The organism is Enterococcus sp. C57, assembly GCF_040887305.1.
Lineage (GTDB): Bacteria > Bacillota > Bacilli > Lactobacillales > Enterococcaceae > Enterococcus_B > Enterococcus_B hirae.
In genome coordinates this window covers 141,778-159,859 of record NZ_JBFOFP010000002.1, presented here as the reverse complement: position 1 = coordinate 159,859, position 18,082 = coordinate 141,778, and the positions used below count along the sequence as shown (strand labels likewise).

16 protein-coding genes are annotated in these 18,082 nt (G+C 37.2%); 13 read left to right on the top strand and 3 right to left on the bottom strand.

What is annotated here, in order from left to right:
- Positions 1-58 precede the first annotated feature (58 nt).
- The 3 genes from AB5M32_RS02660 (at position 59) to AB5M32_RS02650 (ending at position 3,427) form a co-directional block, all read left to right on the top strand.
- Entirely contained in the window at positions 59-1,507 is a 1,449-nt protein-coding gene (locus AB5M32_RS02660) for an amidase (protein WP_178286256.1), read from the top strand.
- Between the two features lie 234 nt (positions 1,508-1,741).
- Positions 1,742-2,431, top strand: coding sequence for a hypothetical protein (locus tag AB5M32_RS02655; RefSeq protein ID WP_010719148.1), 690 nt, complete (start codon positions 1,742-1,744; stop codon positions 2,429-2,431).
- A gap of 6 nt (positions 2,432-2,437) precedes the next feature.
- Complete coding sequence (locus tag AB5M32_RS02650) at positions 2,438-3,427, top strand: sce7725 family protein (RefSeq protein ID WP_178286257.1); 990 nt, start codon at positions 2,438-2,440, stop codon at positions 3,425-3,427.
- A 74-nt stretch (positions 3,428-3,501) separates the two neighbouring features.
- Here AB5M32_RS02650 and AB5M32_RS02645 read toward each other — a convergent pair whose 3' ends face one another.
- The 3 genes from AB5M32_RS02645 to AB5M32_RS02635 form a co-directional block, all read right to left on the bottom strand.
- On the bottom strand, positions 3,502-4,059 hold the full coding sequence (locus AB5M32_RS02645; RefSeq protein WP_178286258.1) for a guanylate kinase: 558 nt from the start codon (positions 4,057-4,059) through the stop codon (positions 3,502-3,504).
- A 202-nt stretch (positions 4,060-4,261) separates the two neighbouring features.
- Positions 4,262-5,443: a NupC/NupG family nucleoside CNT transporter gene (locus AB5M32_RS02640; protein ID WP_010719151.1), complete on the bottom strand. Its 1,182-nt coding sequence runs from the start codon at positions 5,441-5,443 to the stop codon at positions 4,262-4,264.
- Positions 5,444-5,673: 230 nt separating this feature from the next.
- Positions 5,674-7,176 carry a DUF1846 domain-containing protein gene (locus AB5M32_RS02635; RefSeq protein ID WP_010737583.1) on the bottom strand — a complete coding sequence of 501 codons (1,503 nt, stop codon included), beginning with the start codon at positions 7,174-7,176 and terminating at the stop codon, positions 5,674-5,676.
- 156 nt (positions 7,177-7,332) lie between these two features.
- Here AB5M32_RS02635 and AB5M32_RS02630 point away from each other — a divergent pair, with 156 nt between their 5' ends.
- The 10 genes from AB5M32_RS02630 to AB5M32_RS02585 all read left to right on the top strand — a co-directional run bounded on the left by AB5M32_RS02630 (position 7,333) and on the right by AB5M32_RS02585 (position 17,843).
- Positions 7,333-7,524 (top strand): hypothetical protein, encoded by a 192-nt coding sequence (locus AB5M32_RS02630; protein ID WP_010719153.1) that lies wholly within the window; start codon positions 7,333-7,335, stop codon positions 7,522-7,524.
- 329 nt (positions 7,525-7,853) lie between these two features.
- The gene (locus AB5M32_RS02625) at positions 7,854-8,750 is read left to right on the top strand and encodes a hypothetical protein (RefSeq protein ID WP_010719154.1); all 897 of its coding nucleotides are present in this window, start codon (positions 7,854-7,856) and stop codon (positions 8,748-8,750) included.
- A complete protein-coding gene (locus AB5M32_RS02620) occupies positions 8,750-9,817 on the top strand; it encodes a hypothetical protein (protein ID WP_010737581.1) in 1,068 nt (355 codons plus the stop codon). Before AB5M32_RS02625 ends, AB5M32_RS02620 begins: the two co-directional genes overlap by 1 nt.
- Positions 9,818-9,955: 138 nt before the next feature.
- A complete protein-coding gene (locus tag AB5M32_RS02615) occupies positions 9,956-10,888 on the top strand; it encodes a cation diffusion facilitator family transporter (RefSeq protein ID WP_010737580.1) in 933 nt (310 codons plus the stop codon).
- A 191-nt stretch (positions 10,889-11,079) separates the two neighbouring features.
- Positions 11,080-11,868: an AzlC family ABC transporter permease gene (locus tag AB5M32_RS02610; RefSeq protein WP_368024284.1), complete on the top strand. Its 789-nt coding sequence runs from the start codon at positions 11,080-11,082 to the stop codon at positions 11,866-11,868.
- On the top strand, positions 11,861-12,178 hold the full coding sequence (locus AB5M32_RS02605; RefSeq protein WP_010737579.1) for an AzlD domain-containing protein: 318 nt from the start codon (positions 11,861-11,863) through the stop codon (positions 12,176-12,178). The genes AB5M32_RS02610 and AB5M32_RS02605 overlap by 8 nt, the downstream gene beginning before the upstream one ends.
- A 151-nt stretch (positions 12,179-12,329) precedes the next feature.
- The gene (locus AB5M32_RS02600; protein WP_368024283.1) at positions 12,330-13,943 is read left to right on the top strand and encodes an oligosaccharide flippase family protein; all 1,614 of its coding nucleotides are present in this window, start codon (positions 12,330-12,332) and stop codon (positions 13,941-13,943) included.
- A gap of 157 nt (positions 13,944-14,100) precedes the next feature.
- Positions 14,101-14,949, top strand: coding sequence for a DegV family protein (locus tag AB5M32_RS02595; RefSeq protein WP_010719160.1), 849 nt, complete (start codon positions 14,101-14,103; stop codon positions 14,947-14,949).
- A gap of 158 nt (positions 14,950-15,107) precedes the next feature.
- Positions 15,108-15,587: a DUF6530 family protein gene (locus AB5M32_RS02590; RefSeq protein WP_010719161.1), complete on the top strand. Its 480-nt coding sequence runs from the start codon at positions 15,108-15,110 to the stop codon at positions 15,585-15,587.
- Between the two features lie 21 nt (positions 15,588-15,608).
- Positions 15,609-17,843, top strand: coding sequence for an AAA family ATPase (locus AB5M32_RS02585; RefSeq protein ID WP_368024282.1), 2,235 nt, complete (start codon positions 15,609-15,611; stop codon positions 17,841-17,843).
- Positions 17,844-18,082: the final 239 nt, after the last annotated feature.

The following is an 18,082-nucleotide window of genomic DNA, read 5'->3' as shown; positions in this document are numbered from 1 at the left end:
TTGAATAGAAATATGAGAAAATGGCACAAAGGTATGACAAATAAAAGGAGGGATTTATTTGAAAGATGGCATGGAGATCGTGAAGGGTCTAAAAAATAAGCAGTTCAGTTACAAGGAATTAGTCAAAGAGGTTAGCCAAAAAGTAGCAAAATTAAATCCAGAATTAAATGCGTTCGTTACTTTTGAAACAGATCAACCAATTAAAGATGAGGCATCAATTCTAAAGGATGAACAGCCTTTAAGCGGCTTACCTTTCCCGTTGAAAATGTTAGGACAGGAAAAGCAAGGCTGGTTAGCTACATCAGGCTCAAAGCTTTTTCAAACTCATCGCTCATCTAGAAATTCAAATTTTGTTTCGCAAGTTGAAAAAATTGGTCTTATCCCACTTGGCCAAACAAATGCACCAGAGTTTGGTTTTAAGAATATCACCGACCCACAACTTTATGGTCCAGCTAAAAATCCTTGGAATCTTGCGCATTCGCCAGGTGGTTCAAGTGGTGGGGCAGCAGCTGTTGTTGCTTCTGGCATTTTACCGATCGCTGGTGCTAGTGACGGTGGAGGATCAATTCGCATACCTGCTTCCTTTTGTGGTCTGATTGGGTTAAAACCTTCACGAGGAACGATGCCAGTTGGTCCTCATGCTTGGCGAGGTTGGCAAGGAGCAGCGATTGATTTTGGTTTGACCATTTCTATGAGAGACACCAAAGCTTTATTTGCAGGACTGCGAAGTATCCATTCAGGAGCGCCTTATCAAGTTTCGCCAGCGGAATGGCAAGAGCATCCACAAAAAAAACGGTTGAAAATCGCTGTTTGCACAGAATCACCGATCCACACAAAAATCAGCGATGAAGCACGACAAGCAGTGACCAATGCGGTGACATTTTTAGCACAAGAAGGCCATGAAATCATTGAAATCAATTACCCTCTTGATGGAAGAGCCTTGATCCAGTCTTATTACCAAATGAATGGAGCAGAAACAGCTAGTATGATTCACTCGATTGAATCTGGGTTAGGACGGTCGGTTGCTCAAAATGAACTTGAACCGATTTCTTGGGTACTACTAGAATACGGCAAGAAGGTTTCTGCAGCGAACTATATCCAGTCGCTTCATGTTTGGGATCATGCAGCAATCACAATGGAAGAACTATTTCAAACTGTTGATCTTTTTCTTTCGCCGACAACAGCATTTACTGCTCCAGAAATTTCCACTGATCTTCAAAGCGATGAAATTCGGGCAAAAATGGCTGGAATCAACGAATGCAACGAACAAGAAAGTTTAGCAGTTATTTCTGAAATGTTTGAGGAAAGTTTAAAGATCACGCCTTACACCCAACTGGCAAATTTGACGGGACAACCAGCAATCAGTTTACCCACACATATCAGTGAGGAAGGTCTGCCTTTGGGTATCCAATTCATGGCTGCCAGAGGACGAGAAGACTTGCTCTTTCACATTGGTGAAATCTTTGAAAATCATCAAAAATTCTATTTACCGCCAAGTTATCAATAGTCGTCAGTTAAAGAAAAGCAGTTGGGACTAAGAAAAATTTAGACTCGACTGTTTTTTTCTGGCTGTCAGCTACCTCGTGACGATGTTTTGTCCCATTCATTTCGCAGGATTAAAGTGAACAAAAACTAATTCTAAATATTTTTAAGTAATCGATTCAAATAATAATTAACGATAGATTTTTTGTTGGATCTAAGGTAGAATGGGTAGGCGAAAATATGTTCGGAGGTGGAGGGATTGAAAACTCCTTTAACGATCGAGATGGAAACTTCTCTTTATCAATACTGTATCGAACAAGGGGGCATTGTCGTAGAAGAGGTGACCATGCCTGACGACCATGGTATCGTGGATACGTTAAGTTGTCTCACAAAGTTCGATGGTACAAGAGAGTGGCGTTGCTATGAGTTGAAAGTATCAAAAGCGGACTTTCGTTCCACTGCAAAATTATCGTTTGTCGGGAATTACAATTATTTTGTATTACCTCAAACACTTTTTGATGAAGTCAAAGCTGAAATCCCCACTGGTATCGGTGTTTTAGTTTATCGACCTTACGGGATAGCAGAAGAGATGCCAGCTTCTGGCACATTCATTATTGCTAAAAAAGCAATGAAGCAACCGTTAGCAGTGGCAGAAGAGGCGCTGCTCAACCGTTTTATGGCTTCATTATTTAGAGAAGTAAGAAAAGCCAAACAGATGGAACGAGGCGTCAAATATTTTCCAACTGATCAGTTGTATAAAGAATTAAAAAAACGTTCAGATTCTCAAGATCCATTTGCCAAAGAGCGTTACTACGAACGCTTTATTGAAGAAACAGAAAATCAAGCGATCCAAGATTTACAAGCAGAAATCAGCGCTTTACAGCAAGACTATGAGAATCTGCGACAAAAGCAGCAAGTTAGACGCTTGCCAACAGAGCCATTGGAGTGAATAAGTATGTACTATCCTTATTTGAGAGGGAAACAGTTTGATCTTTTAGCATTAAAAGAAATGATTCAACAGAATCTATTATCTAAAAAGGTTGTTCCTATCATCGAACCAGTTCGTGATTCAGCTACCTTTAAAAACATTGTCGAACTATTCCAAAAAGCAAATCACCCGCTGATCATCATCGATAATCCCCAAGTGGGTCAGTTCAAACTTTTTGATGAACATTTACATTTATGGGAAGAAAAAGAAAATAGTTCCATTCAACATGCAATGATCATCACATCCGATAATTACCAACAGATCATGGAGCAACCACCTAAATTGATCATTTTCGATGGACAACATCAGCCTCGTGATCCAAAAATATGGAAAGAACTTTCAAAAATGGATACTCATTTTTTGTTACCAGACCATAGTCGGTTCCATATCTGGTTACCAGAAAACAAAATCATCATAAAAGAAGCCTTTAAACCAAGAAAACACGTAGAAGATTATAGCGAAAAAATAGATGATTTTTTTAGCGACGACTATTTGTTTTTTAAAGAAGAGGGGAATCATGGCTTTTCAGATTTTACGATTGAAGGAAGTCGCTATTTTGATAAAGGCTTTCCTAGTCGGGCATTGGCACTTCATCTGACCTATGTTGATGCATATGGTAATCTCAGAGTAAAACATTTTATTTCTGATACGAACGATTCAGCTAAGGATCAAGCACTAAAGTTTTTTGAAGCTGTTGAAAAAATGCAACAGTGGGTATTGAGGAACCAAGATCAACTGTTGATTACAACGGGTATATTAGCCCTGCTTTCTTTGAAACAACAAAAAAAATTTCCTGGCTTAGGTGTATTGAAAAAATGGACATTGGTCCATCATTTAGAACTGCTCAGTTTATTATTAGACCAGCCGACTAATTGGTTACGTATGTATTCTAAAGTAGAAGAACTACATTCGCTGATTTGTGGTATTGGAGATACAGAACGACATAAATTGGTTTGATCCCCCTCACTAGTTTATGTTTTGAAGCTAGTGAGAGATTTTTTTGCTAATCAATCCTGTTTATCAAAATAAGATCATTCTTTGAGCATTTTTATTTGTCGCTTAAATTGGTTTTTGGTGGATTCTAACCCTTCATTATTTGCTAAAACAATGAGGTTTGGTAGTTTTTTTAACTCATCTAATTCCTTCGTGTCTTGCTCAAAAAGAGCGAGCCTTTTTTTGATTTGATCCCGAGCATCTCCGCGTTGTTCTAAGCGCTGCTTCAATTTGTTTTTAGCGATAGTCACAAATACTGGTTGGATCTGTTCCCCAAATGCATGATAGAGTGCCCAAAAACCAGCAGCTGTTAAAATTGTATAACAATCACCATTTTTCAACTTTTGAGCAATCTCCCTCTTAGTTGAACCATATTTATGTCCCGCATATTCATCCCATTCCACAAATGCCTGTTCAGTGATCAACTGTTCAAATTTGTCTTCAGAGAGAAAATAGTAATCTTTTTGATCGGTTTCACCTTTTCGAGGAGGACGAGTCGTCGAAGTGACAATTTTTTCTTTTGGTTCAAAAAGAGCATTAGCAATGGAAGTTTTTCCTGAACCAGAAGGACCAATAAATACATAACATTTGTTCATCATGAATCTCCTTTAACCCTTTATTTCTTTTATTAAACGATACACGAGAAAGTTTCTTTTAGCAATTGTTCTTTTCGCATAGATATTCCAGTTGTACGACAATAAATTTTGTCTTATAAAAAACACTCTCTTGAGTCTTTAGAAAATCGTCTAAAGAGCAAAGAGAGTGTTTTAAATATACAGTTCAATTAAATTTAATCATTTAGACTAGTAAACCAGTGACGATCGCACTTAAAAAGCTGACTAATGTGGCAGTCAATAAGATTTTTAATCCATGTTTCGCAACTAAGTTTCCTTTTTCTTCATTTAGACCTTTCATAGCACCCGAAATGATTCCAATGGAAGAGAAGTTAGCAAAAGATACTAAAAAGACAGATAGAATAGCTGTTGTACGTTCAGTAAAATGCAGGTTCCCAGTAGCTAGTTCTGTCATCGCAACAAATTCATTTGTCACAAGTTTCGTCGCCATGATACTACCCGCATCCACAGCTTCTTTCCAAGGAATCCCGCTGATAAATGCTAGTGGAGCAAAGATATAACCAAGAATTTCTTGGAAAGAGATCCCAAAGATTCCACTAAAAATGGCATTGATCATAGCAATAAGAGCAACGAATCCAATCAACATAGCAGCGACTGTAATCGCTACATGAAAGCCGTCAAGAATATATTCTCCAAGCATTTGGAAGAAAGTTTGTTCTTTGTTTTCTTCAATGATCAACTCATCTTCTTTTTCTTCTAATTCATAAGGATTAACGATGGAGGCCAAGATATACCCACCGAATAAGTTCAATACCAGCGCAGTAATTACATACTTAGAATCGATCAACGCCATATAAGAACCTACGATCGACATCGAAACAGTCGACATGGCAGAAACGCTCATGGTAAATAAACGTTTTTCAGATAAGAAAGGCAATTCTTTTTTTATTGAAATAAAAACTTCAGATTGACCTAGTATTGCTGAAGCAACACCGTTGTAAGATTCTAATTTCCCCATACCATTGATTTTACTTAAACCCAATCCAACTGCCTTCATGAATAATGGCAAGATCTTGATATAACGCAAAATCCCGATGATTGCAGAAATAAAAACAATCGGCATCAAAACATTTAAGAAAAACGGCGCACTGCCTTTATTGGCTACCCCAGCAAAAACGAAATTGACTCCTTCACCTGCAAACGCCAGTAAATGATCGAATACTTTCGCTAACATGGAAACGACTGCTGTACCAAAAGTCGTTCGTAACAAAATAAAACCAAAAATAAATTGCAATACGATCATCAATAGTAAAGGTTTTACTTTGATGGCTTTCTTGTTGGTACTAATCAAAAAAGCAAGGCTAAAAATAAAAAGTAATCCAATAATTCCTAAAATCTGACTCAAACTATCACTCCTAATCAAAATTCCGTTTAATTTTACACGTTTTATCGTTAAAATACTAATTTTTTGCTAAGATTATCATCGCTTTTTTAGACTGAAACGCATACATTTTAATTGAAACGGATACAACAAAATAAAACTCTTAAAAGATTATCAGTTGCACTTTTTCAGGTGCAATTTAAATAAAATCTTTTAAGAGTTTATTCAGCTATTTGTTTATAAAGAAACAATGCTTATTGATAAAATAAATTTTCCGATGGATAGAAGGGAGCACTTGTGATATCAATACCTAATTGTTTCAACGTTTGTTCATCATTTTTATTGACGATGACTGTCGAGTGAGCTTGAGCACCATCTAATTCAGCAAGTTTGTCATAAGCTACTTGAGCGATAGGGTTGGTTACCGCACTGATTGAAAGAGCAATCAGTACTTCATTTAGGCTCAATGTATCAACGGAAGAATGCAGTGCAGCAGACTTCATCCCTTGAATCCGTTCTAAAACAAGTGGCGACAACAATGGAATATTATCTGAGATATGTGCCAAATGTTTAATCGCATTTAAAATGACGGCAGCAGAAGCATTCATTAAAGAACTGGTGCGTCCTGTAATGATCACTTCATCAGGTAATTGGATCGCGATCACCGCAGAAGGATCGTTGCTGTCATTTTGAACAGTTTTTGCATACTCATGAGCAGGCAATACCACTTGACGGTCTTCAGGTTGAAGACCTACTTCTTCCATGATCAATTTAATTCGATTTACTGCTTCCTCATCGATCAATCCTTTTTTGAAATCACACTCTGTTTGGAAATAGCGGCGGATGATTTCTTGTCGAGAAGCTTCTTGCACAACTTCATCATCAACGATTCCGAATCCCACACGATTCACACCCATATCGGTAGGGGATTGATAGATTGATTCTTTACCAGTGATTTTTTCAATGATCCGTTTGATTACTGGAAAGGTTTCAACATCTCGATTATAGTTTACAGCAACCTTGCCATAGGCATCATAATGGAAGGAATCGATCATATTGACATCTTTTAAATCCACAGTGGCAGCTTCATAGGCAATGTTTAGTGGATGTTTCAATGGGACATTCCAAACAGGGAAGGTCTCAAATTTTGAATAACCTGCTGATTGTCCTTTTTGGCTTTCATGATAAAGCTGATTCAAACATGTTGCTAGTTTGCCACTACCAGGTCCAGGAGCAGTAACAACAACGATTGGCTTACTGGTCTCAATATATTCATTTTTGCCAAAGCCGTTTTCAGAAACGATTTTTTCAACATTAATTGGATAATCTTCAATTTCTGAATGTTTGTAGACTTTGATATTACGTCTTTCTAATTTATTGACGAAGACATTCGTAGCTGGCTGACCATTGTAACGAGTAATGACGACACTATTGATAGATAATCCGTAGCCACGCATTTCATCGATCAAGCGTAAAATATCCATGTCATAAGTGATACCATAATCCCCACGAATTTTATTACGTTCAATGTCTCCAGCGTAGACGCAAATCAAGATTTCTGCTTGGTCTTTTAATTTTTGTAACAATTTGATTTTTGCATCTTCTTCAAAGCCAGGCAAAACACGTTTGGCATGCTTATCATCGACCAATTTGCCTCCAAATTCTAAATATAATTTGTCATAGTGATTCACTCGTTCAAGGATATATGCTGATTGTTCTTCGATATATTTCTCTGAATCAAAACCGATTTTTTTCACGAGATTCCCTCCTTAAGTACTAAAGCATTTTTTCATTTTTTTTGATTTTCGTCAACTAGTAACTAACACCGGATTAAAACAACAGATAAAATCTCAAATCTGGCTTGTTTCATCTTAAATTCATTGGTATGATAGTTTTGATAAGGAAGGTGTCACATGAAAAAAAGACAGAAAAAGAAAAACGCATATAAACAATATATCCGTTCGATTTTTACCGGTTATGAAAAAATGCTCGAAAATACTGATTTAGAAGAGATGAAGTTTACTTATTTGAATGAAGAAACACTATTATCTCGTGATGAAAATCAGCGCATTCACTTCACAACCAGAGATCTGCCTCAAAAATAAAAAAATTACTGAGTGAAAAAGAGTGGGGGGATCTGTAGTAACCCCCAAAAGTTAGAATCTAACTTTTGGAGGTCGCTTCAATCCTCTTTCCACTCTTTTGTTTTACTCTCGATACGTAAGATTATTCAATAGTGAAAGTACAATAATCAGACCTTATCAAAACGGTGGATAATCAATGAATATTGATTAAAAGATACATAGAGGAGGAAGCCCTTTGTAACATTTTTTTCTATAAAATGGTACTATTAAATTATCAATTCAATAGTAAGTAAACTCAACCTATTGTGCTTCTGTCCAAGAAAGTGGATAACTGTGAGGAGGTAATCAAAATGAAAGAAACACCACAAGAAAATAACGAAGAAATCATCATTCAGCAAGAAGATGACACTACTTTTTTTGATATCAAAGAAAAAGCTAGTACGAATCTATCTCAACTGTTAGAGGATTTACAAGCGTTTGAAAGAGCTGTTCGTGAAGAAAACATTCCAGAAATCTATCAACTGTATAATGGTCATTTAAATGAGGAATTGAAAAAAAGTTCGAATGAAAACCATGAAATCGATCAGCTATTAATGCGGAAAATCCATGATCGCTTTATTCAAGAATTTCCATTTATGGAGCTAGTCGAAAAGATTTCTCCTACGATGAGTTATTACAAGATCGGTACGTATTATCACGAAAGGCCAACAATTGGCATCGATGCTAGTCTACCGGAAATTTTCGTTTTGCCCCAAATTGACGAAGAGTGGGGCACCTATGCAAACCAGGAACCGGATGACTACAGTCAACAAATTAACGAACTTGATGCTAAAGTCATCACTGCAAAAGCCGAGATCGATCGTCTGGATGAAGAATTAAAAGAAGTGGATCGCCAAATCTCTGATCTGGATGACACTAAAGGATTCTTAAATCGGAAAAAAATTGATGAAGAAATCCAAGAACTAAAAAAACAAAAACAAGCATTATCGAATGAAAAATTAGGCTGGATGCCTTATCTTGAAGCACCTGAAAAAATCCAAAATCAAAAAGCTGCTTTACTTAACGAAGCAAAAGCGAATCAATTACGTGCAGCGATCGTTGAAAAAGAACAACGACAAATCAATCGCTACTTCGGTGGGATAGAAGGGTTCAGTCAAACCATCCATCATTTCCTAATGAATTACTTAGGTAATGTTGATCCACATGAAAACCCAGAAGTATCGATGCAAGAGGGAGGGGTAGAGTAATGAATGAGCATGAAGAGTTAGAAAAAAATGAAGAGCTGGAAGCACAATCGTTAGCAGAAACGACTGTGACGGAAGAAGCAATAGAAACAGATCCTGAAAACTCCAGCAATCACTCTGCTTCTGAAGATGATTTGCTTGATGAAAATGAACAGGTCACTTCTGAACAATTAGAGGCAATTGAATCCAGTCATCCACATGAAGCGAGGGAAAATCAAGTCTATTTAGAAACAAAAGAAAAAGACCATCAAGACATTGTTCTTTTGATTGAAACAGCAGAGGCAGAATTAGCGGATTTACGCTTACGGAAATATCTACTTGAATCGGACTTTTCACAATTATTAGATGCTTTTGAACGCTATATCTTAAAAGCAGAACCTATTTCCCCGATTGGCAAGACAAGTTTGATCGAATACTTTACTTATGAGTTGCTAAAACCTTTAAATGATATTGGTTTGAAATTCTCTAATACCACTTATGATACTTGGGAAACACGACATTTTTCGATCAACTATCGTTTGAATGATTCCAATCAATTAGTATTTTCTTTTGTTCTTCCGACGATTGATCAACGATACCAAGTGGAATCACTCAACTTATTGGAAGTTTCACCAGAAACGATGGAAATCACGGTTCAGGATGACCGTGTGTTATCTTTGATTCGTTATTGGTCTGTTGAACGGGTATTCTCTGCTGGTCAACTGACTATTTTCAATCATAAGTTCAACCAAATATTAGCTCATGCACGTCACTTAGGTTTCTTAGTCAAGCAAACCTTACTAGATAACACCCAACCATTACATCTGAATCTTCAAAGTCAATTTGAATTGACTGACCAGGTACTAGATGACATCTTTATCGTAGCGATGAAAAATCCTCAATATGATTTTGAAAAAATTGGAGAAGAAAAATACCAAGTTCTATTAGATAAAGGACAATCCATGATCATTTCCAAAAATCAGAAAAACCAAACAATGCTTGAAGTTTCTTCTGGGGAGTACCATCGATCAGTGATTGATTTCTTTATCAATTACGAATTTTTGGTTCCTTTGATGGTTCGAAAGGCTTAGACAGGATATAAACGTGTGGCAATCCTTAGAGAGATTGTCGCATGTTTTTTGTTCCGTCTGCAGGCAATAGATCACACGGTTCTTCCGAGAGATAGTTAACTGAGAAACTGTTGAGAAGAAAAGAAAGAAGGAAATAAGATGGAAAATTTTAAAAAGAGCGGGATGTTCTCTGTGATTGCTGCATTAGGTGCGAATATTTTAGTTGCAATCAGTAAATTTGTCGGTTATGCCATTAGTGGAAGTGCGGCAATGCTGAATGAAAGTATTCATAGTATCGTCGATTGCAGCAATCAAATCCTTTTGCTTTTTGGGGATAAACGAGCGAATAGAGGGCAAAGCGAATTACACCAATTTGGCGAAGGAAGAGCAAAATATTTTTTTAGCACAATTGTGGCAACCATGCTCTTTTTTGGTGGGGGAGCTTTGGGAGTCATGGAAGCTTTTGAAAAATTGACCCATCCAGCGCATGAAGTTGATAACTCATTGATCGTTATCATTATTTTAATCTTTGGATTAGCCATTGAAGGAACGTCATTACGTATCGCTATGAAAGAAATCCATGAGTTGAATACCGAAAAGTTATCATTGATGAAATTTTTGAGAGAAAGTCGTCACAGTGAAATTTTGATCATCTTTACTGAAGATTTTTGTGCTGTGATCGGACTCATTCTTGCTTTATTAGGAACAGTCTTGACGATGGTAACAGGAATTGCGGCGTTTGATGCGATTAGCGGCCTATTGATCGGATTATTGTTGATGGGAGCTGCCATTTTCTTAGCAAAAGAATTTTACAGTTTGATTGTTGGTGAAAGTGTGACAACGAGTGACTTGATTAAAATAAAGCAAGCCTTTGAGCGTCCGGAAGTCTCTCGTTTGATCGATGTAAAGACCGTTCATCTGAGCCCAACTGAGGTATTGGTAGCTGCTAAAATTGATATCTTTGATCACCCAGAGAATGAATCGTATGCAATCATCAATAACATTGAAGAAACGATTCGGCAGTCTTTAAATGATAAAAAAGTTTATATTTATATTGAAACTGATAAATATGACCCTAATTATCGAAGATGACCATGCTGATTCTTCAGCAAAAAATGCTTTTATGTTGCTTAAAAATAACTTGTTTATGATTTGAAATTTCAAGATTCAAGCTTAAAATGAGAAAAATATAATATTGTTTTTAGATAAAACGGCTACAATTTCGTTTTTTTATGTTACAATGAGTCCGCTGTTTATTTGTTGTAATTGAAGGAGACATTTTGATGAATAAAAAGAAAAGTGCGCCATGGCTTCAGGCTTTGCACGCAGTAATGCCACTTTGCTTAAGTTATATACCAGTTGGGTTAGCTTGTGGTGTCTTATTGCAAAAAGTGGGTTTTGATCCAATCTTAACCGGTCTGTTGTCCATATTAGTATTTTCGGGTGGAGCGCAATTTTTAGTTGCTTCGATGCTAACAACTCAAGCATCTTTTGCAACGACACTTTTGATGGTATTTTTCTTGGAATTACGTTACACATTGTTAGGGTCGAGTCTTTCAGGTTTTATGAAGAAAGAAAAGAGACTATTCTTGGCGGTATTTTCACAATCGTTAAATGATGAAAATTATGCGGTTAATTATCTTAAATATTCAACTGATCCTACATGGAATAAGCGTAAAGCTTTATATGTAAATTGGTTTTCGATGGCTTCTTGGACAGGTAGTAACATGATTGGAAACACGTTTGGTTCTGTTATCCATGTAGATGCTGATCTCGTTCACTTTGCACTGACTGCGATGTTTATCTTCATGTTTGTCATGCAAATGAAAAATAAGCTGCTCATTTTTACAGGATTGTTTTCTGGTGTATTAGGCGTTACTTTCATGGTCATGTTCCAAAATACATTAGGTTTAATTGCTGCGACGGTGATCGCCTCTTTTGCAGGGTTTGCTTTAGAGAAAGCTTTCAAAAAAGAGAAGGCAAAAAAATTAAAACGATTAAAAAACCGTGGCAAACATGTCAATGAACCACTATTCAACTTCCCAGAACAGGAGAGTCAACATCATGACTAAGACGTATCTTATTCTTTTAGTACTTAGTTTATTCGTGGTAGCTTATGTGCCACGACTATTCCCGATGCTCTATTTTACCCATCGGAAAGTCCCTTCATGGTTTAGTGAATGGATGAAATATGTGCCAGTGGCGCTATTCGCAGCTTTAGCATTCAAGGATGTCTTTATTACCCATGAACATTTAGCCATTGCTTGGAATATCAAAATCTTAGCTATGGTTCTCGTAGTTGGCGTGGCGTATAAAACTCATTCTATGGCATTATCAGTAGTAACTGGACTTGCTTCAGTATTTTTACTGTCGATGTTTTAAACAGTTCCAAAATTTTGCCTTCTCTTAGTTTTAGAGAATGGCTTTTTTTTTGCCTTTTTTATTAAAATTTTAAGGATGATTTGTCCTTCTTTGAATTTTTGCTATAATGGGAAAGGTATTGATTTAAATATAGATAGTTGAGGAAAATTTAATGAATAAAAAATTGATGCAAGGAACATTTTGGTTAACCTTTGCTAATTTGCTTTGTAAGGTATTAGGTGTCGTTTACTTGATCCCATGGCTAAGTATGATGGGGAACAATCAAGAAGGAATGTTAGCGACCACTTTATACAATGTAGGTTATTTACCTTATGGCTTGTTCCTGATGCTGGGAACAGTTGGGTTTCCTAATGCGATTGCTAAAAAAGTCGCTGTAGCAACGAAAGAAAATGATGAACAGGGCTGTCGAACGATTTTTCGCAGTACCATCAATATCATGTTTGTCATTGGGATCATTTCTGCTGTGCTGATGTATCTTTTTGCCCCGATGCTTGCAGGAATCAGCCCAATTGCAAATGTAAATAATGGGATCTTAGCAATTCGTAGTTTGTGTCCGTCATTGATCGCCATTCCAGTTCTAAGTGCAATGAGAGGTTATTTTCAAGGGAAAAACAATTTGAGACCTTATGGGACCTCACTAATCATTGAACAAGCGGTTCGTGTCCTGGTCATTTTAGCAGGAACGTTTTACTTACGCGTCTTGACCGATGGAACGATTTTAGAAGCTGTTCTGATCAGTACAGTGGCATCCTTCTTTGGTGGGTTAGCAGCAATTATCCATATGTATTTCGTTGGAATAAAAAATGATTATTTCAAATTAAAAGATTTCTTGATTTCTAGTCGCTATTTCAAGCATGAGAATCGGGCAGAGTCGGTATCGATCATTCGTGAAACTTTACCTTTCATCTTTGTGGGATCTGTTATTACCATCGTGCAAATGATTGACCAAGTGACGATGAAGACGTTGTTGCATTTTTTCAGACCTGAAATCACGAATCAACAATTGGAATTTTTATTTAGTCGAGCTTCAGTTAATCCCAATAAGTTGACATTGATCTTGATTTCTATGGTTGGTACAGTCGCAATCAGCAGTTTGCCGATTTTAAGTACTTTGAGAAAAAAAGATCGTTTGCAAATTGAAAAGACAGTAGGAGATAGTTTTTCAATTGCTGTCTTGATTTTACTTCCTTCTCTTGCGGGGATGTCATTATTGGCGGGTCCATTGTATACCTTATTTTTTGGATATGATCCTGATAGTGTCGGCTATTTCCAATTTGCCTTACTCGCTTCATTATTCTTTTCATTGTTCACGATTCTTTCGACGATGTTACAATCACTTAGCCATCATATGATTGCGATTCGGCTGACCGTTGAAGCGATTATTTTGAAAATTGTCTTTCAAGTGATTGGATTAGCACTATTTGGCGGTTATGGAATGAGTTTTTCAAACACAATGGCTTTTGCGATCGTGTTTATCAGAGGTTATTTCTATATGTGTAAAGAGTATCGAATCGCACCTCTAGCTAAAATCAGATTTTTCTTTCTTAAAACATTCCGCTCAACCTTGTTGATGCTGGTTCTTTGTTCGATTGTATTTATCCTATTGAACCTCCAATTGACGATGACGTCGAAAGCCCATGCTGTTGTTTATTGTGTTGGCCTTGGTGGAGTAGGTGGGCTGACATTTCTCTTTGCTCAATTTGGCAGAAATGGGCTCCAATTACTTAAAAACTTCCAGCATCGGCATCACTCAACCAAAAATTAGGAACAACATCCAGTTCATGATAATTTTTTAAAGCTACAGAAAGTGAGAGGGACGTGATTGTTTCTCTCACTTTTTGAGTGAGAGGTTCAAATGTCATCTTTCTTATGATATAGTTAAATAGACTGGTAAAATTCTTTGAAATGAGGAAATTAAATAAATGAAACTTGCAGTAGTTACTGACAGTACGGCTTATTTGCCTGAACGAATCCAAAATCATCCTGATTTGTTCGTTATTCCGATCCCTGTCATTTTGGATGGGAAAATCTACAATGAAGGAATAGACATAGAAGCTGACGAATACTATGGGCTTCTAAATAAAAGCAAAGACTTCCCGACCACTTCACAACCTGCAGTTGGAGAAGTACTGGCGCTTTACGAAGAACTGAAAAGAAAAGGATACGATACCATCTTAAGTATCCATTTATCCTCTGGGATCTCCGGCTTTGTCAACACATTACATGCTATGAAAAACGACATTGACGGTGTAAAAATCGTTCCTTATGATTCTAAGATCACGAGTATGCCAATGGGTCACATGGTAGAAGCTGCTCTAGATTTAAATCAAAAAGGTCAATCTCTTGAAGAAATTATCGCACATATCGATCGTATCCGAGATAATACGTATGCTTATCTCATCGTGGATGACTTGAACAACTTAGTACGCGGTGGACGCTTGACTAATGGGGCTGCATTGATAGGTGGATTGCTTAAAATCAAACCGATTTTGACTTTTTCAGAAGGAAAAATCGTTTTATTTGAAAAAATCCGTTCAAGTAAAAAAGCTTTCGCTCGTGCCGAAAAAGTCATCGGCATGCGAAATGAGGAAATTGCACCACCTGTTAAACTTTATGTGATTCATGCAAATAATTTGGAAGTTGCCATACAAGAAAAAGAAAAATTACAAAAGCAATACCCGCATGCTGACATTGAGATTGGTCATTTTGGTCCAGTGATTGGTAGTCACTTAGGAGAAAAAGCAATCGGGCTTGCCATCTCTGCGCAATAATTTAGATTATTCAATTCAATGCAAGCATCGTCTCTCATTCATTGGGATACGATGCTTTTTTTGCATTTTTTCTATATAAGGCGTATAATCCTTAAAAGTTTAGTAAATAAGTAAATCACTAGGTTAGTAATTTACTAAAAGAGAAAGGATGGATTTAGATGGAAATCCCAACAAATTTAAAACACAAACCTGTTATTGTCGTTGAAGACTATGATCAAGTTGATGGAAGAAATGCTTTGCATACGGATGCTAAAGGACTATCTTTAGGGTTAGCACAATGGAATGATCGTGGAAAAGTTGATATTTCAGGCAAGGTATGGCGCCATACGGGTGAAAAATGGTCACGCCAATCGGAAGAACTACCAATCACTCGGATCTTAGATCTAGCAATTTTAGCTGCGCAAGGGAGTTTGTATTTTCAAGATGCGTATCGCTATGAAAAATTTTATGATCCTGAAAATCCAGTTGTCGATATTATTGGACTTCAAGGAAATCGAATGACGGTTGAAGTGGATACCAAAAATCCTAAGATCGATGAAGATATTATGCTCTATTATGACACGTTACAAAAAGATGGCGAATTGATCGGAGAACGTTTCCGAATTTTGAAACGTCTATTAGATGATTTAGGGTATTAAGGAAAAAAGGAGTGAGGTACATTGGAAGATTTCTCACTGACAAAAGACCGTCAATTTTCAAGTGTTGAAAAACAAATGATTTGGCAAAAGCCAACGAGTCATCGAACCAGTCAAGAAGAACAAAGAATCGCAGCTGAAATCTTTGAAAACTGGAATGATCCTGAAATGAAGATCAGTAACATCTTGCTTGAAGGGGATGCTGGGTCAGGAAAAACGCAACTGGCTAAAGCTCTTTCGGCTGATTTACAACTTCCTTATACGAAAATAACTTGTTTTGCGGATATGGATAAATCAGATGTCTTTGGTGCGCTATTGCCTATTGTTGAGTCTGACGTAGATGAAGATCAAGAATTGATTGATGCAATCAACCAAACAGAGACATTAGAGGCTGTCTTACGGTTAATCAAAAATCACTATAATCTTAGTACAGAAATGGCTAAATCCAAACTGGCTGATTTCATCAAGCGGATGGAACATAGTGAAAATAGTAACGTTCGCTATAAATATTATCCCTCTGAAATTGTTCGAGCGATCGAAAAAGGGTATTTGTTAGAAATCCAAGAGCCAACGGTGATCCGTGATGCTTCCGTATTAGTTGCTTTAAATTCCGCTCTTGAGCCAAATGGATTATTGAATTTACCCACGGGTGTCGTCGTCCGTCATCCAGATTGCGTCATCATCATCACAACCAATCGGAACTACCAAGGTAATCGTCCGTTGAATGAATCTTTGAGAGATCGGATGCAACATGCTGAGAAGATGGATTTACCTTCACTTGAAGTAATGGCTGAGCGAGCCTTAGGTAAGACAAAGATTCAACAACCTGAACTGCTCTTGAAATTAGCGGAGATCATTCGATTATTAGATGATACTGCCAAAGCGAATGCTATCAAGGGAGTTGCTGGTATGCGTTCCTATTTTTATTGGGCAAATACTTGGAAACAAGGGCAAGATCTTTTCCAATCGATTTATCCTAAAGTTCTCTATAAATTGACCACTGTTCCAGAAGAATTGGAGATATTAACCCAAGCATTAGAACAAAGTGGGCTTCTTGAAGAACTTCGTGAATTATTACGGCAAATAAAGTGGGGACGTCTTTCAGAAGAAGCTTCAAGAAATCGAGGCAGAATCCTTAACGATGAAGAAGCTGATGAACGTAATATCGATCAACTAGCAGAAGAAACGTTGTCTTTAATGGAAAATGAGTCGCCTGAGATCGAAGAAGAAACTCCACCAGTGGATAATGCTGAGATTGAAGAGGAAAAAAAGGCAGAGTCTTTTTCATTTGAACAAGAACGAAGTCAAGAAGTTTCAGGTCAGGGGCAACAGGAGCAACAAGCAGAAGATAATTCAGAAAAAATGTCTGCCTCTGATATGGAGGCTTACGACAAAGAAATCAAACGTGAGTTAACGAAAGAAGCACGACAAATAATGAAGGGGACGATGCACGAAAAAGAAGGACTGATCGTTCATCGACCAAAATTTGAACTCAAAGCACAAGAAGCAGAACAAATCAGACAACAAGTTTTACCGATCGTTGAAACATTAAGCCGTCAAATTTTAGATTTGTTGGAAAATGATGAATCAACGACTTATCAAAAAGGAAAATATGAAGGACAACGGTTCAATGCGAGTCGTGTGGCCTATAATGACCTAGGTTATTTTGATAAGAAAAATCCCCCCCACGAACAACCTTCATTGGCAGTGGCTTTAAGGATTGATGAATCTGGTTCAATGATTCGAGATGAACGAATCGAAGCAGCAAAAAAAGCAGCGATCGCCATCGCAGAATTTGCTAAACGTGTAAATATTCCTTTAATGATTTATGGAGATACAGCAGATGTCTCAACGAGAGAAAAGACCTCGATTTTTTCTTATAAAGAATTTAGTGATGATTTCCAATGGTTAGATGAGAAGTTAGTGACGATGAAACCACGACAAAACAATCGTGATGGTGCCAGTTTGAGACTAATTGCTAACAAACTAAGCCAAGAAGTTGCCACGACTAAATTGCTGATCTCGATTAGTGATGGCCAGCCTAAAGCTTTGCCAGACTATACTGGGAAGAAGGCAAGGGAAGATATCCAAAGCGTTCTGTCTGAATATGACCGTCAAGGAGTCATCTTTGTGGCTGCTGCGATTGGACAGGATCAAAAAGAAATCAAAGAGATATATGGGGAAAATCGTTTCATTGATATGACAGACATCAACGAGTTACCACAGCAATTGATCCAATTGATTGCTCGCTATTTGTAAATAGCTGAAAATAGCTGGAGTCACGTATAAGTCCATTCATCGACTAAGAGAGATTGTGACAGAAGTGTCTAGCTCTGTGAACAAGCCGAAGAATTCGAAAATAGTTCCTATTTTTGGATTTTCCGGCTTGTTTTTTTGTTAGAGTGACTGTTGGAACAACGGGAAGAGGTTATGAACGCATTGTAGCGAATGGTTAAACACCATTTAGTTTATCTATCAGACTCTTTTTGATCGTTAAT

What these genes read in the sequence shown, in the direction of transcription:
- AB5M32_RS02625 (WP_010719154.1), top strand. Translation starts at nt 7,854, where the DNA reads ATGAAAGAAACACCACAAGAAAATAACGAAGAAATCATCATTCAGCAA.
- AB5M32_RS02610 (WP_368024284.1), top strand. Translation starts at nt 11,080, where the DNA reads ATGAATAAAAAGAAAAGTGCGCCATGGCTTCAGGCTTTGCACGCAGTA.
- AB5M32_RS02650 (WP_178286257.1), top strand. Translation starts at nt 2,438, where the DNA reads ATGTACTATCCTTATTTGAGAGGGAAACAGTTTGATCTTTTAGCATTA.
- AB5M32_RS02605 (WP_010737579.1), top strand. Translation starts at nt 11,861, where the DNA reads ATGACTAAGACGTATCTTATTCTTTTAGTACTTAGTTTATTCGTGGTA.
- AB5M32_RS02590 (WP_010719161.1), top strand. Translation starts at nt 15,108, where the DNA reads ATGGAAATCCCAACAAATTTAAAACACAAACCTGTTATTGTCGTTGAA.
- AB5M32_RS02620 (WP_010737581.1), top strand. Translation starts at nt 8,750, where the DNA reads ATGAATGAGCATGAAGAGTTAGAAAAAAATGAAGAGCTGGAAGCACAA.
- AB5M32_RS02615 (WP_010737580.1), top strand. Translation starts at nt 9,956, where the DNA reads ATGGAAAATTTTAAAAAGAGCGGGATGTTCTCTGTGATTGCTGCATTA.
- AB5M32_RS02595 (WP_010719160.1), top strand. Translation starts at nt 14,101, where the DNA reads ATGAAACTTGCAGTAGTTACTGACAGTACGGCTTATTTGCCTGAACGA.
- AB5M32_RS02600 (WP_368024283.1), top strand. Translation starts at nt 12,330, where the DNA reads ATGAATAAAAAATTGATGCAAGGAACATTTTGGTTAACCTTTGCTAAT.
- AB5M32_RS02630 (WP_010719153.1), top strand. Translation starts at nt 7,333, where the DNA reads ATGAAAAAAAGACAGAAAAAGAAAAACGCATATAAACAATATATCCGT.
- AB5M32_RS02645 (WP_178286258.1), bottom strand. Translation starts at nt 4,059, where the DNA reads ATGAACAAATGTTATGTATTTATTGGTCCTTCTGGTTCAGGAAAAACT.